At 74.4% G+C, this 13,778-nt stretch carries 16 protein-coding genes; 7 read left to right on the forward strand and 9 right to left on the reverse strand.

Annotated features, from left to right (window positions below; genetic code table 11):
• Nucleotides 1–20 precede the first annotated feature (20 nt).
• Nucleotides 21–599: a dihydrofolate reductase family protein gene (locus tag ACZ402_RS13455; RefSeq protein WP_375823310.1), complete on the reverse strand. Its 579-nt coding sequence runs from the start codon at nt 597–599 to the stop codon at nt 21–23.
• A gap of 76 nt (nt 600–675) precedes the next feature.
• On the opposite strand from ACZ402_RS13455, the gene ACZ402_RS13460 reads away from it, so the two are divergent.
• On the forward strand, nt 676–1,248 hold the full coding sequence (locus ACZ402_RS13460; RefSeq protein WP_047230940.1) for a TetR/AcrR family transcriptional regulator: 573 nt from the start codon (nt 676–678) through the stop codon (nt 1,246–1,248).
• A 30-nt stretch (nt 1,249–1,278) separates the two neighbouring features.
• Here the strand turns inward: ACZ402_RS13460 and ACZ402_RS13465 are convergent, their stop codons facing one another.
• Entirely contained in the window at nt 1,279–3,264 is a 1,986-nt protein-coding gene (locus ACZ402_RS13465) for a BTAD domain-containing putative transcriptional regulator (protein WP_375823309.1), read from the reverse strand.
• Nucleotides 3,265–3,432: 168 nt separating this feature from the next.
• Between ACZ402_RS13465 and ACZ402_RS13470 the strand changes: the two genes are divergently transcribed.
• Complete coding sequence (locus tag ACZ402_RS13470) at nt 3,433–4,347, forward strand: alpha/beta fold hydrolase (RefSeq protein ID WP_375823308.1); 915 nt, start codon at nt 3,433–3,435, stop codon at nt 4,345–4,347.
• A gap of 75 nt (nt 4,348–4,422) precedes the next feature.
• Here the strand turns inward: ACZ402_RS13470 and ACZ402_RS13475 are convergent, their stop codons facing one another.
• Complete coding sequence (locus tag ACZ402_RS13475; protein ID WP_375823307.1) at nt 4,423–4,782, reverse strand: hypothetical protein; 360 nt, start codon at nt 4,780–4,782, stop codon at nt 4,423–4,425.
• A gap of 75 nt (nt 4,783–4,857) precedes the next feature.
• Nucleotides 4,858–5,487 (reverse strand): PAS and ANTAR domain-containing protein, encoded by a 630-nt coding sequence (locus tag ACZ402_RS13480; RefSeq protein ID WP_375823306.1) that lies wholly within the window; start codon nt 5,485–5,487, stop codon nt 4,858–4,860.
• Nucleotides 5,488–5,676: 189 nt separating this feature from the next.
• On the opposite strand from ACZ402_RS13480, the gene ACZ402_RS13485 reads away from it, so the two are divergent.
• Nucleotides 5,677–6,378, forward strand: a complete 702-nt coding sequence (locus ACZ402_RS13485) for an ANTAR domain-containing protein (RefSeq protein WP_375823305.1) — start codon at nt 5,677–5,679, stop codon at nt 6,376–6,378.
• 76 nt (nt 6,379–6,454) lie between these two features.
• Nucleotides 6,455–7,471: a zinc-binding dehydrogenase gene (locus tag ACZ402_RS13490; protein ID WP_375823304.1), complete on the forward strand. Its 1,017-nt coding sequence runs from the start codon at nt 6,455–6,457 to the stop codon at nt 7,469–7,471.
• 160 nt (nt 7,472–7,631) lie between these two features.
• Here the strand turns inward: ACZ402_RS13490 and ACZ402_RS13495 are convergent, their stop codons facing one another.
• From ACZ402_RS13495 to ACZ402_RS13515, 5 genes are read right to left on the reverse strand one after another with little or no spacing between them, the layout of a single operon-like run.
• Nucleotides 7,632–8,687, reverse strand: coding sequence for a hypothetical protein (locus ACZ402_RS13495; protein WP_375823303.1), 1,056 nt, complete (start codon nt 8,685–8,687; stop codon nt 7,632–7,634).
• On the reverse strand, nt 8,674–9,348 hold the full coding sequence (locus tag ACZ402_RS13500) for an ABC transporter ATP-binding protein (RefSeq protein WP_375823302.1): 675 nt from the start codon (nt 9,346–9,348) through the stop codon (nt 8,674–8,676). The genes ACZ402_RS13495 and ACZ402_RS13500 overlap by 14 nt, the downstream gene beginning before the upstream one ends.
• A complete protein-coding gene (locus tag ACZ402_RS13505; RefSeq protein WP_375823301.1) occupies nt 9,339–10,415 on the reverse strand; it encodes a hypothetical protein in 1,077 nt (358 codons plus the stop codon). The genes ACZ402_RS13500 and ACZ402_RS13505 overlap by 10 nt, the downstream gene beginning before the upstream one ends.
• Complete coding sequence (locus ACZ402_RS13510) at nt 10,412–10,948, reverse strand: hypothetical protein (protein ID WP_375823300.1); 537 nt, start codon at nt 10,946–10,948, stop codon at nt 10,412–10,414. The genes ACZ402_RS13505 and ACZ402_RS13510 overlap by 4 nt, the downstream gene beginning before the upstream one ends.
• Nucleotides 10,949–10,979: 31 nt before the next feature.
• A complete protein-coding gene (locus tag ACZ402_RS13515) occupies nt 10,980–11,366 on the reverse strand; it encodes a hypothetical protein (protein WP_375823299.1) in 387 nt (128 codons plus the stop codon).
• A gap of 230 nt (nt 11,367–11,596) precedes the next feature.
• Between ACZ402_RS13515 and ACZ402_RS13520 the strand changes: the two genes are divergently transcribed.
• Genes ACZ402_RS13520 through ACZ402_RS13530 form a run of 3 tightly spaced genes read left to right on the forward strand, consistent with a single transcriptional unit; the run spans nt 11,597 to nt 13,664 of the window.
• Nucleotides 11,597–12,826, forward strand: coding sequence for an NRAMP family divalent metal transporter (locus tag ACZ402_RS13520; RefSeq protein ID WP_375823298.1), 1,230 nt, complete (start codon nt 11,597–11,599; stop codon nt 12,824–12,826).
• Nucleotides 12,823–13,254, forward strand: coding sequence for a hypothetical protein (locus tag ACZ402_RS13525; RefSeq protein ID WP_375823297.1), 432 nt, complete (start codon nt 12,823–12,825; stop codon nt 13,252–13,254). The genes ACZ402_RS13520 and ACZ402_RS13525 overlap by 4 nt, the downstream gene beginning before the upstream one ends.
• The gene (locus ACZ402_RS13530; protein WP_375823296.1) at nt 13,251–13,664 is read left to right on the forward strand and encodes a PRC-barrel domain containing protein; all 414 of its coding nucleotides are present in this window, start codon (nt 13,251–13,253) and stop codon (nt 13,662–13,664) included. Before ACZ402_RS13525 ends, ACZ402_RS13530 begins: the two co-directional genes overlap by 4 nt.
• Nucleotides 13,665–13,778: the final 114 nt, after the last annotated feature.

Consider the following 13,778-nt stretch of genomic DNA (forward strand, 5'->3'; position numbering starts at 1 on the left):
CGCCCGCACCACGCCGGGCCTCACGCCCGCTCGTACTCCGCGAACGTCACGCCGGAGCGGAACGTCTGCGTGCTCGTCGACCGCCAGGACAGGGGTGCGTAGGTCCGCTCGCCGAACAGCGGGATCCCGGCTCCGAGCATCACCGGGTTGACCTTGAGCGCGAGCCGGTCGATCTCGTCGACGAGCACCGCGGCCAGCGCGCCTCCGCCGCACAGCCAGATGCCCTTGCCGTCCTCGCGCTTCAGCGCTCGCACCGTCTCGACCGGGTCGGAGCCCGTGAACTCGACCCCCTCGCTCCCGCTCGGCGCCTCGTGCGACCGGGTGAAGACCACCTGCCGCAGGTGGCGGTAGGGGTTCGTCAGGTGGTGGTCGGGGAGCCCGACGGCATAGGTGTTCCACCCCATGAGGACCGTGTCGAAGGGGCTGTCGACGAGCGGGAGCCCCGCGGCGGCGGCCAGGTCCGTCGGCGCGGTGCCGCCGTACCGCGCCCAGATCGGCTGCATGTGGTCGCCCTCGGCGAGGAACGCGTCGAACTCGCCGTCCGGACCCGCGATGTACCCGTCGAGGCTGACGGCGACGTAGTAGGTCAGTTCTCGCATCATCTCTCCAACTACTACAGGTGAAGTGGTCGGTACGAGACTACAACAGGTGCAGTGGTTGCGATACCGTCAGCGCATGGCGAAGAACTCCACACGGCGGAGCGCCCTGGCGGACGCGGGCATCGCCGTGCTCGCACGCGAGGGGTCGCGCGGCCTGACGCATCGCGCGGTCGACGAGGAGGCGGGCGTCCCGACGGGCACGACGTCGAACTACTTCCGGAGCCGGGACGCCCTCGTCGCGGGGCTCTTCGAGCGCATCGGCGCACGCCTCGCGCCCACACCGGACGACCTGGAGCGACGCGCCGCCCAGAAGCCGGACCGCGCGCTCTTCGCGGACTACCTCCGCGACATCGTGCGCCGGCTGTCGGCGGACGCCGACGTCACGCGGGCCCTGTTCGAGCTGCGGCTCGAGTCCGGCCGCCGTCCCGAGCTCGCAGCCCTGCTCGGGCCGTGGCTGCGCGCGGGGTTCGAGGCCGACGTCGAGTTCAACCGGTCGGCCGGCCTGCCTGGAGGGCCCCGCGAGATCGCCCTGTTCCACTACGCGATCGACGGGCTGCTCCTCGACCTGCTCACGACCCCGATCGACCCCGGCGTCGCGGCCGACGACGTCATCGACGCACTCGTGGCAGGGCTGCTCCCGGAGCGTTGATCGGGCGAACCCCCGGCGGCGATGACAACCCTACGCGCGGCGACCGTCGAGGCGGTCGAGCCACGCCCGGACCGGGCCCGCGGACACGAGCCCCGAGCCCGCCCCGGCGAGCTCGTCCGGCACGCGCGCGAGCGCGTGACGGGCACGCCCCGCCAGGCCCGCGTCCCCGAGCCGAACGGCGGTCTCGGCCACGAGCGTCCACCGCAGCTCGCACAGGTGGTCCGCCGGGGGTTCCGGGACCGCGCGGGCCAGGTCGGCGGCGCCGCGACGGTCGCCGGCGTCGAGCGCGAGCAGCGGCTCGACCCACGGCGCGTACGGCCCCGGGTCGCCGAGCCCGGCGAGCGGGCGGCCGTGGCGGAGCCGGACCGTGAGCAGCGCGAGCGGGAGCAGCCCGTCACGCACGCCCGGCATGCGCACCCCGGCCAGCAGGTCGTCGGCGGCCCGGTACGCGCGCGCCGCGGCGTCGGGCGGCGCGGTCTCGGCGTCGCGCATCGCCCGGTACCAGGCCGTGAGCATGGGAACCACGGGCGACTCGTACCCGGCCGCGACGTCCTCCGCCGCGGCGGCGTGGGCGTCGGCGTCGCCGAACCGCCCGGCCCCCGCGGCGGCCTGCATCCGGACGAGGTGCCCGAGGATCGCGAACGTCGGCAGGTCGTGGGCGGCGGCGAGCGCGACGAGCTCGGCACCCGTCGTCTCCCGCTCCGCGCCCGCGCCCGGGCGTTGGAACGACTGGAGGAACCGGGCGTTGAGCGCGAGCGCGAGCGTCCCCGGGTCGCCGACGTCGCGCGCGACGCCCACCGCGTCCTGGGCCGCGGCCCACGCCCACGCGTCGCGCGTCCCCCGGTGCTCGATCCCGACGACGGCGAGCAGCCGCGCCCGCAGGACCGGCGCCGCGTCGGGGCCCAGGCGGCGCAGCGTGCGCCGCGCGACGCCGACGAGCGCGCCGGCCGCCTCGGGGTCGTCGCTGCGCGTCCAGACGGCGGGGACGTCGTACGCCGTGACCGTGCGGGCGGTGAGCACCGGGTCGCCCGTCGCCTCGGCGGCGAGCGCCGCGGCGACCCGCTGCTGCTGCGCGGTCGCGAGGTGGTCTCCCCCGGCGATCGCGAGCGTGCGCGCGACGTCGACCGTGGACCGCAGCTGCGTGCGCGAGGTCGGGGCCGTCACCGCGAGGCGGGGCCCCGGCGTCGGGCCGTCGAGCGACGGAGCCTGGTCGAGCACGTCGCGCTCGAGACGCGCGAGCTCCGGTCCCGGGTCGAGGCCGAGCTCGTCGGCGAGCCGGCGACGCGCGCCGCGCACGACGGCGAGCGCGTCCGTCTGGCGCCCCTCGCGGTACAGCGCGAGCGCGAGCAGCGCCCACGCGTGCTCGCGCCACGGGTGCGCGGCGGCGTGCGCGTCGAGCGCCGCGACCGCCTCGGCCGGGCGTCCGTCCGCGAGCAGCGCCTCCGCGAGCAGCTCGACCGCCCGCGCGTGCACCTCGGCGAGGTGCCGCCGTTCGGACCGTACCCACTCCTTGTCCGGCAGGTCGGCGTACGGCTCGCCGCGCCACGCCGCGACCGCGTCGCGCAGAGCACGCGTGCCCGACGGCGCGTCCCCGGCCCCGATCCCCGGCGTGGCGCCGGGCGCGGGGGCGTCCGGACCGTGCGTCGTCGGTCCACCCACCGGGGCGACGGCCGACTCCAGCCGCGCCGCGTCGAGCGCGCCGTCCGGGAGCCGCAACGCGTAGCCGCCGTGCTCGGTGACGAGCACGCGCGGCCGCGTGCGCGGTGCCCGCTCGGGTTCGAGGCGGCGGCGCAGGTCGCCGACGAACGTCGCGAGGGCACCGCGCCGGGCGCGGGGGTCGTGCTCCGCGTCGTCGTCCCACAGGTCCGCCGCGAGCCGCTCGAACGAGACCGGGCGACCGCGTGCGGCGGCCAGCCGCGCCAGGAGCTCGCGCTGACGAGGCCCGCCCGGGTCGACCTCCGCGCCATCGCGCAGCAGCCGGACGGGCCCGAGCACCTCGACGCGCAGCTCCACCACCCGGCCATTCTCGCTGGGCCGCGCCGCGGCGACGAAGGCGACGGCGCGTGCGCGCGGAACGGCGGCCCGCGGCACTGATCGGACGCTGATCCGCCGCTCCGAGGATGGTCACAGCCGTCCGGGCACGACCTGCGGCGGCCCGCACCGCCCCGAGAGAGGACCCACCCCATGCACATCCCCGGCTTCGAGACCCGCACCGTCGAGGTCGCGCCCGGCGTCGCGCTGCGCGCGGAGACCGCGGGCGAGGGCACACCCGTCGTCCTGCTGCACGGCTTCCCCCAGACGCGCCACATGTGGCGGCACGTCGCCGCCGACCTCGCGCGCGACCACCGCGTCGTCGTGCCCGACCTGCGCGGCTACGGCGACAGCGCGAAGCCCGCGGCGACCACGCCCGACGTCTACGCCAAGCGCACGATGGGGAACGACGTCGTCGCGCTCGCCGACGCGATGGACGTCGACCGGTTCGTCCTCGTCGGCCACGACCGGGGCGCGCTCGTCGCGTTCCGTGCCGCGCTCGACCACCCGGACCGCGTGAGCCACCTCGGCGTCCTCGACGTGGTGCCCACGCTCGACACGTGGGGCGTGCTCCACGGCGTGGACGCGGCGGTCGCGTTCCACCTCTACCTCATGGCCCAGCCGCCGGGCCTGCCCGAGGCGATGATCCGCCGCAGCGCCGACGCGTTCTTCGGGCACTTCCTCGACGCGTGGACCCGGAACCCCGCGTCAATCCCCGCCGACGTCAGGGCCCACTACCTGGAGGCGAGCCGGGACGCCGTCGACTCGATCGTGGCCGACTACCGCGCGACCGCCACGATCGACGTCGTGCACGACCAGGCGTCGCTCGACGCCGGCGACCGGCTCGCCATGCCCGTCACCGTGGTCCAGCAGGACTGGGGCGCGCAGCTCGGGTACGACGCCGCGGGCGTCTGGCGCCGCTGGGCACCAGACCTGGAGCACCTCACGACGACGGCCGGGCACTTCATGGCCGAGGAGTCCCCGGCCGACGTCGCAGCGGTGGTGCGGGCGCTCGGCCGGCGTCCCCTCCGCGAGATCGACCCGTCCGTCACGACGTCGACCTCCTGAGGGTCGATCTCGGACGCTCGGGCCGATCTCGCGTACCGGCGCGTGGCGGCTCGACGGTGTCCGACGCGACGGGCGTCAGCCCCGCGCGCGCGCGAACTTGTCCGGCTCGTAGGTGTAGCCGACGGACGCCTTGCGCTCCGGGACCGGGTCCCGCCCGGTCGTCACGGCGAGGCGGTCGACGGCGTCGACCTCGGCCGTCGAGGGCAGCTTCACCACGACCTCGCGCGTCGCGAGGAGGTCGAGCGCCGTCTGGGAGCGCGCGCCGAGGCCGAGCACCGCCGTCCGGCCGAGCCAGAACACCGACGACATCGGGGCGAGGTTCGCGCGACCGTCCGTACCGACCGTGCTGCGCAGCGCGACGGGCGTGCCGAAGTACAGGATCCCGGGGTCGATCACGACGTGCGACGGGGCGGGTCGGGCCGAGGTGGTGGTCATGGACCCAGCCTCGCCGCGGGCGCACGCGACGTCTGGCGGCCGTCGGACGTCGCGTCCGCGACTCGACGGCCGCGCCTACGACAGCAGCACGGCGACCCGATCGACGCGGTCGTCGTCGGCCCGGGTGCCCTCCTCGACGACCTGCCGCGCGAGCTCGCGCAGTCGGACGTTGCGCTCGTTCGACGCGCGCCTGAGGAGCGCGAACGCCTGCTCCGGCCGGACGCCGAACGCCGCGGCCACGACCCCCTTCGCCTGCTCGATCGGGCCCCGGCTGTCGGCCGCAGCGGCGATGTCGCGCTGCGCCTGCCGTCCGGCCTGCGCACGGACCGGTCGCGTCACGTCGACGAAGTACCCGAGCAGCTCGACGACCTGCCCCGTGTCGCGGTCGCGCCGGCCCTGGCCGACGACGACGAGCACACGCTCCCTGCCGCGCGCGTCCATGATGCGGTGCAGGCTCGAGAAGGGCGCGCCGTCCCGCCGTGCGCGCTCCAGCACGTCGCGGACGCGGTCGCGGTCGTCGGGGTGCTTGTGGGCGAGCACGAGCGACGTCGTCGGCACGACGTCGCCCGGCTCGAAGCCGTGCAGGCGGTACGTCTCGGCCGACCACCACCAGGTGTCGGTCGCGAGGTCGACCCGGTACTGCCCCAGGGTCGTGTCGTCGCCGAGGGACAGCGGGTGCAGCGTTGCGTGATCCTCCAGGGACATGGGTCGTCTCCGTCGTGGTTCAGCGGGTCGTGAGCCAGGTCCAGACTCAGACCCGGACTCTAGTCCGGCGCGGCGGTTCTGCAACCCGCCGCCTGCACGGCGCTCCGACGGTGCAGGTCTCGTCGCCGAGCGAGCGCCCGGGGTGGTGGAAAACTGGACGAGGAGCACGAGGACCGGACGGAGGCGGACGTGGGCGCGTCGGAGCTGCTGGGCCTCCTCGCCCGAGCGCTCGCCGAGTCCGACGGCGACCTGCCGATGCCCGAGCGCATGTGTCAGGCGTGCGCCACGGTGCTCGGCGCCGAGAGCGCCGCGCTGACGGTCGCCGCGACGGCGGACGACCGCCTCACGGTCGCAACGGTCGACGGGGTCGCGGCGCGCGTCGAGGACCTCGAGGACACCCTGGGCGAGGGGCCGGCCCGGCTCGCGCTCGCCGAGGACCGCGTCGTGGTGCGTGAGGCCGACGGGAGCCGTGACGGCGGCGCCTTCCCAGTGTTCTCCCGCGTCGTCGGACCGATCGACGGCACGTACCACGCCGTCCCGATGCACGCCGGTGGCCAGGTCGTGGGGGTGCTCAGCCTGCTCACCGCCTCGTCCACGCTCGCGCGCGAGCCGGTCGACGTGCAGTTCCTCGCGGACGTCGTCGGGCTGTCGCTCCTGGCCGACCTGCAGTCGCTCGACTGGTCGACGCGCGCCGAGGTGCACCAGGCGACGGGGATGGTCACGGTCCAGCTCCGGGTCGCGCCCCGCGACGCGCTCGCCGTGCTCCGGGCGCACGCCTTCGCCCGGTCGACCACGCTCGAGGAGGTCGCCGAGGAGGTCGTCGGACGACGCCTGAGCTTCACGTACGACGCGAGCAACACCGTCCGGACGCTGCGGGCCGAGGAGCCCTGACGCACGACCCGAGCAGGCCCGGTCGGACCGCCATAGGCTCGACGGCGTCGTCCTGTCCGCCCCGAGGGGAGCCACCGTGCGCGCGACCGTCATCCACGCCCCGTACGACGTCCGCGTCGAGCAGCGCGACGACCCGCGACTGCTCGCACCGACCGACGCGGTCGTGCGCGTCGAGGCCGCGTGCGTGTGCGGCTCGGACCTGTGGACGTACCGCGGGGCGAACCCGATCGAGCACCCCGTGGCGATGGGCCACGAGTACGTCGGCACCGTCGAGGAGGTGGGCGCCGACGTCCGGACCGTGCACCCGGGACAGCTCGTCGTCGGGTCCTTCTTCGCGTCCGACAACACGTGCCCGATCTGCCGCGCCGGCTACCAGACGTCGTGCGTCCACCGCGAGCCCGTGCGCGGCGCCCAGGCCGAGCTGCTGCGCGTCCCGCTCGCCGACGGGACGCTCGTCGCGACGCCCGAGCGGCCCGACGACGACCTCCTGCCCGGGCTGCTCACCGCGTCCGACGTCCTGGGCACCGGCTGGTTCGGCGCCCGCGAGGCGCAGGCGGGACCGGGCCGGACGATCGTGGTGGTGGGCGACGGCGCCGTCGGCCTGCTCGCGGTCCTCGCCGCCGCGCAGCTCGGGGCGGAGCAGGTCATCGCCATGAGCCGGCACGCGCCCCGCCAGGAGCTCGCGCGGGCGTTCGGCGCGACGGAGGTCGTCGCCGAGCGGGGCGACGACGGCGTCGCGCGGGTCCGCGACCTCACCGACGGGCTGGGCGCGCACGGCGTGGTCGAGGCCGTCGGCACACCGGGGTCGATGGCCCAGGCGCTCGGGGCCGTGCGCCCGGGCGGACACGTCGGCGTCGTCGGGCTGCCGCACGGCGTCGAGCTTCCCGTCGTCGACATGTTCTACCGGCACGTGCACTGGTCGGGTGGCCCGGCGCCGGTCCGCCAGTACCTGCCCGAGCTGATCGACCTCGTGCTCGAGCGTCGCATCGACCCCGCGCGCGTGTTCGACCTCGAGCTCTCCCTCGACGACGCCGCCGAGGGCTACGCCGCGATGGACGAGCGGCGCGCGATCAAGTCCCTGCTGCGCCCCTGACGACGCACCTCGCCGACGACCTCGGGCGAGGTGCCGTCCAGGGCAAGGTCGTGCAGGTCGCCGATCGAGTGGTACTCGGTACTGGCGCACGGGACGTAGGCGATGGCGAGGACCACGTTTCGTGTGCGTCATGGTGCCGGCGCGGAGCGGGGTCCGCTGGTCAGCGGTCCTTGAGCTGATCAGTGACGCGGCCGCGCAGGACGAGGGGGGTGAACGCGACGGCTAGCGCATAGCCGGCGAGTGCGGCGGCGCCTGCCTGGGTGAGGGCGACCGTCAAGACCGGGGTGGCGATGCCACCATTCGTGGCAGCGAGGACGGTGGTCGTGACGAGCACGGCGGCGGGGAGCGCTGGGGCGAGGACGAGGGCGAGCTCGACGGCGACGAGCGTGGTGAGGGTGGCGGTCCTCGTGCCGAAGGCCCGGTAGACGGCGAGCTCGGTGCGCCGTGACCAGGTGGCGAGGGTGGCGACGAGTCCGAGCAGGATGGCGCCGACGGCCCAGGGTTGTAGTGCGATCGCGGCGCTCCATTGGTCGGCGGGGCCGAGGACGTCGGCCGCGGGCGGGGAGAAGGGGGCGATGGTCGCGGGCAGGCCCGTGAAGGTGTAGGCCAGCAGGTCGTGCCCGGTCTCGACCGCGCCGGGTTCGGTGCGGATCCAGCACTGGCTGAGCGGGGCGTCGGCGGGAGCGGGGACGGTGACCCCGGAGGTGAGCAGGCCGAGAGGCACGGTGGCGGGGACAGTGATGTCGAGTCGGGCGACGCGGTCGCCGTCAGCATCGTGGAGCCACCCGCCGGGGCCGACGGTACCGAGGGACTGCAGGTCTGCGCCGAGCGTCGCGGTGCTGGGTGGGGCGTCGGGGTAGAAGACCTGGACGGCGCTGCCGGTCAGGCCCACGGCCTGAACGGATCGGGAGCCGCGGTAGGGGTAGAAGGGTCCCGGCGCACTCGCGGTGACGCCGCCCGCAGCGGCGATGCCGGGGACGAGGGCGAGGCGGGTGCAGGCGGTACCGGGAAAGGTGATGCCGTCGTCGGCGGTGATCGTCCAGACGAGCGACCCGCCCACGCGGCGCTGCGCCTCCTGGGCAAGCGCCTGCTGGGCTTGGACGACGACGAACGCGAGTACCGCGGCGAGCACCAGGAACGCCAAGGCCGCGGTCATGGCGTGACGCGGGCCGAGGTTGCGGCGCGCCTCGGCGGCAAGCTCGTCAGGACGCCACATCGGCGCTCTCCTGCGTCCGTGAGGCAGCGGTGACGGGTTCGAGGTGGACGACCCGGTCGGCCATCTCGGCGATCGCGGGATCGTGCGTGGCGAGCAGGACGGTGGTCCCTGCCGTCGCCTCGAACAGGGTCCGCGCCACAGACCTCGCGGTGGCAAGGTCGAGGTTGGCAGTGGGTTCGTCCGCGACGATGACGGCCGGGGCCGTCATGAGCGCGCGGGCGACGCCTACACGCTGCGCCTGCCCTCCGGACAGGGTGCGCGCGACCTGGTCGTGAGCCGTGATGCCGACGGCGTCGAGCAGATCGCGGGCACGGTCCTCGCTCGCGACGCGCCGACGCCCGCGCGCCAGGGCGGGCAAGGTCACGTTGTCCAGTGCGGTGCGGCGCGGCAGGAGGTTGACGGTCTGCAGGACCCAGCCGAGCTCGTCACCGAGCACGGTCGGTGCGTCGCGCACGGTCCGTGGCGTGCCTGCGACCAGGATCTCCCCCCGGTCAGGGGCGAGCAGGAGCCCGGCGACGGCGAGCACGGTGGACTTGCCCGCGCCTGACGGACCCATGAGCGCGAGCGACGTGCCGACCGGGACGTCGAGGTCGAGGTCGAGCACGGTCGGCAGCGCCGAACCGGGATAGGTGACGGTGATCCCGCGCAGGGTCAGGGACACGTCACGTCACCAACGACCTGCAGCGGGTTGACCAGCACCTCCACAGCCGAGGGCAGGTCGGGCGCGAGCTGGGCGGCGCCGTTGAGCGATGCGCCCAGCACCGTGACGGCCACGGGCTCCCGCGTGTCGGCGAGCACGACGCACGTCGCCCCCGACTCGTCGGTCACGACCGACGCGCCCGGGACGGACTGCCCCGGGGCACCGTCGACGAACCGGGTCCGCCCCTCGACCCGAACCGGTCCCTGCGCAGGTACCTCGCCGGAGAGGAGCACGCTCGCCGCGGCGGCGAGGTCGGGCACCGTCCATGTCCCGTCCTCGGCGCGCTCCAGAGGCACGGCGACTCCCGAGACGAGGAACTCGTACGGCCCTGCGGGGCCGCGTGTCGTCCCGGACACGCTCGCCTCGGTGATCGTCGCCGCCGCGGTGAGGACCTCCTCGCCCGCAGCCGGGGCCGGGGCGCCCGCGACGACCTCGACCGTCTGCGCGACGTAGCCGTCGTAGGGCAGGTGGACGAACCAGGTCGGGTCCACCGTCCCCGTCGGTGACGATGCCCCGAGCGCACTCTCGTACGCGCGCACGAGCCGCACCGTCGCGGCGTCCATCGTCCCGGTCGCCTCGACCGCCTGCTCCGGGACCAGCACCGACAGCACCCTCTGTGCCGCAGCCACGTCCGGGCCCTTCGCCCCTGCAGAGAGGGAGCGGAAGAGCACCGCGTCGTCCGCGTACGCCACGACCTGCACACCGTCGACCGCGAACACCGGTGCCCCGGACGCCACCGCGTCCCCCGGACCGATAGTGACCGCGGTCACCGTGCCCGACCGGCCCGAGGACACCACCGGCGGCGCCTGCTCCGGCACACCCGACAACGACGCCGGCTCCGAGAAGTCCACCACCGTCTCACCGACAGGCACGGACACCGCGACCGGGTCCGGATCCAGTTCTGCCAACGCGCCCGCCGACCCTCGCGTCACCACCCACGACACCGCCACGGCACCCAGCACGAGCACGACCACCGCGACGGTGTACCACGTGCCGCGGGGGCGCCCAGCGCTCGTCGTCCTGCTCATTCGAACCCGTACAAGCGCACGGAGAACCGGTCGTAACAGGACATCACCGGGTGCTCGGCGCCTCCCGCATCGACGAACGCGCGGATCTTCTCGATCACGGCCGCGCCGTCGTCGGCTGCCGTCACCTCGACGCCGGTGCTCGCCATGCACTCGGCGAACTCCGCGAACTTCTCCTCGCGCTCGGCGCCCGAGAGCACGTTCTGGTCCTGGTAGGCGATCTCGGCGTCCGCGTAGTTCATCTCGGACTCACACGCCAGCAGATCGTCCTGCCGCTGCTCCACCTCGCCCATCTCGGCAGCCGTACCGTCCAGATCGAAGGTGTACGTCAACTCGTCCTCACGCTGGTAGACGTCACCGACCGGGTAGCCCTTCTCCTCCATGCAGTCCCGCGCGTACTGCACGATCCCCTTGTACTGCGCCTCGGAGATCTCGCCACCCTCGTACGGCTCGACCCCAGCGGTCGTGCTGGCCGCCCCGCCCCCGCTGCACGCGGTGAACGAGACGGCAAGCACGACCAGGGCAAGACCCTTCACTCCACGATTGATCACGCGAGCAGTTCGCCGATCAGCAAGAGAGCGGCTTGTAGGCGGTGCGCTTCTCGGCGGCACTCGTCCAGATGTCGACTCCTCCACCCGCGGTGCGGTACGAACCGCCGGTGCAGCTGGTGGACGAGGACGCCGTGAGGGTCGTCGTACCGCTCGAGTACTTGATCGGTGCGGTGACGGTCTTGGTACCCTCGAGCCGCGCCCACGACTCAGCCACGAAGGCGTTGGTGCCGCACGTCGTCGTAGAGCTGAAATAGATCTTGCCAGCCCCGCTCGTCGGCGACGACGGGTACACGCCGCACCGGCTGTCGATCGCGGATGCTGAACCCGCCACTCCCACCGTTGCCGCGACACCAAGCGCGAACGCGGTCAGCGTCCCGGCCACCTTCCTACCCATGGAATCCACGTTGTCATCCTCTCGGTAGTTGCCCCGAGAGATCGTCCGAGGTGGCCATAAGGTAACGGAATCGCTTGTCTCTGTCCACAGATCCGGTACAGATCGCAAAACCATCCGCACCGGCTCTCCTAGGACGGCGGCACCGCGACCCGTGATCTCACGCGCAGGGCCAGCGCCGTGTCCACGTCGTCGGCGGCGCGGGCGAGGTCGGCCTCGAGTTCGGACGGGGCGGGTGGCGCGTGAAGCGGCTCCTGGGGGTCGCGCTCGGCATCCTCACGGCGATCGGCGGGTTCGTCGACATCGGCGATCTGGTGACGAACGCCGTGGTCGGGTCGCGGTTCGGGCTGTCGCTCGTGTGGGTCGTGGTCGTCGGCGTCGTCGGCATCTGCCTGTTCGCGTCGATGTCCGGCCGCGTGGCGGCCGTGAGCGGGCGCGCGACGTTCGAGATCATCCGCGAGCGCCTCGGCCCCCGCGCGGCGGGCGCGAACCTCGCGTCGTCGTTCGCGATCAACCTGCTCACGCTCACCGCCGAGGTGGGCGGCATCGCGCTCGCGCTGCACCTCGCGAGCAGCGTCGAGCCGCGGCTGTGGATCCCGGTGGCGGCGCTCGCCGTCTGGCTCGTGCTGTGGCGCGTGAAGTTCCAGGTCATGGAGAACGTCGCGGGGCTGCTCGGGCTGCTGCTCGTGGGGTTCGGGGTCGCGCTCTTCCTGCTCGGCCCGGACTGGGGCGAGCTGCTGCGCCAGGCCGTGCCGCCCTCGCCCCCGGCGACGGAGCACGTCGCGACGTACTGGTACTACGCCGTCGCGCTGTTCGGGGCCGCGATGACGCCGTACGAGGTGTTCTTCTTCTCCTCCGGCGCCGTCGAGGAGGGGTGGACCGCGAAGGACCTCGCGCAGAACCGGGTCAACGTGCTCGTCGGGTTCCCGCTCGGCGGGCTGCTGTCCGTCGCGATCGCCGCGTGCGCGGCCGTGGTGCTCCTCCCGGCGGGCATCGGGGTGTCGTCGCTGTCGCAGATCGTGCTCCCCGTGGCGGAGGCCGGCGGGACGCTCCTGCTCGCGGTCGTGATCGTCGGGATCGTCGCGGCGACGTTCGGCGCGGCGCTGGAGACCGCGCTGTCGAGCGGCTACACGCTCGCGCAGTACCTCGGCTGGTCGTGGGGGAAGTTTCGCCGCCCGGCACGCGCCGCACGCTTCCACGTGTCGATGGTCGTCGCGCTGCTGCTCGCCGTGGCGATCCTCATGACGAGCGTCGACCCGGTGGCGGTCACCGAGATGTCGGTCGTGTTCTCGGCCGTCGCGCTGCCCCTCACGTACGTGCCGATCCTCCTGGTCGCGAACGACCCGGAGTACATGGGCGAGCACGTCAACGGGCGCGCGACCAACGCGCTGGGCATGGTGTACCTGGTGATCGTGGTCGTCGCGGCCGTCGCGGCGATACCCCTGATGATCGCGACGGGAGCGGGGTCATGAGCCGGGACGCCTCCACGCCGACGGGGGTGCGCGTCGTGGACGCGCGCCTGCACCTGCTCAGCCGCCAGGTGCTCGACGTCGACGGCGAGCCGGTCACGACCGTCGACGACCTCGAGCTGGTCGCCGCGGACGGCACCGGGCCGGGCGACCGGTCGGACGACGCCCGGCGCGACGCGGTGCCCGGCGAGCCGGCGGAGGTCGGCGCGCTCCTCACCGGCCCGGTGCTCGTGACGCGTCTCCTCGGCGGCCGACCGCCCGCGTCGCGCTGGGAGCGCGTGCCGTGGTCCGACGTCGGGCACGTGGGCACGGCGCTCGAGCTCACCGTCCGCGCGGACTCGCTCGACCTGCACTGGACCGAGGACTGGCTGCGCGAGCACGTCGTCGGCCGCGTCCCCGGCGGCCGGCACGACCCGGAGGAGGAGCGGTGATCCTCGGCGACCTGCTCGACGCGCGCGTCCTGGGGCCGGACGGCGCGGGCCTCGGGTTCCTCGTGGACGTCCGGCTCGCGCTCGACACGCTGCCCGACGACGGCCCGTCCGACGGAGCGGACGACCCCGACGACGCGCACCCCGAGGACCGGGCGCTGAGCGCGAGCGTCCGGCGACGCAGCCGGGTCGGGCGGGCGCGGGTCGTCGGGATCCTCGTGAGCCCGCGGACCGGGTCGTCGATGCTCGGGTACGAACGCACGGGCGTGACGGCCCCGTGGCCGGTCCCGCAGCTCGTCCGTCGCCGCCACCGCGGGACGTTCCTCGTGCCGTGGGACGACGTCGCCGCCGTCGGGCAGGGGGAGGTCCGCCTCGCCGCGGGGTACCGGCAGGAGGACCCGGCGCTCCCCTGACGTCGGGCGCGACGGTCGGCCGGAGAGGCACATCCGGTCGAGGGAGGCACTTCCGCGTGCAGCGCTCGGCCGAGGGTGCAGCGCTCGGCGCGTTGCGAGCGGGCCGTCGCCCCG

This window comes from Cellulosimicrobium sp. NPDC030954 (assembly GCF_055571305.1).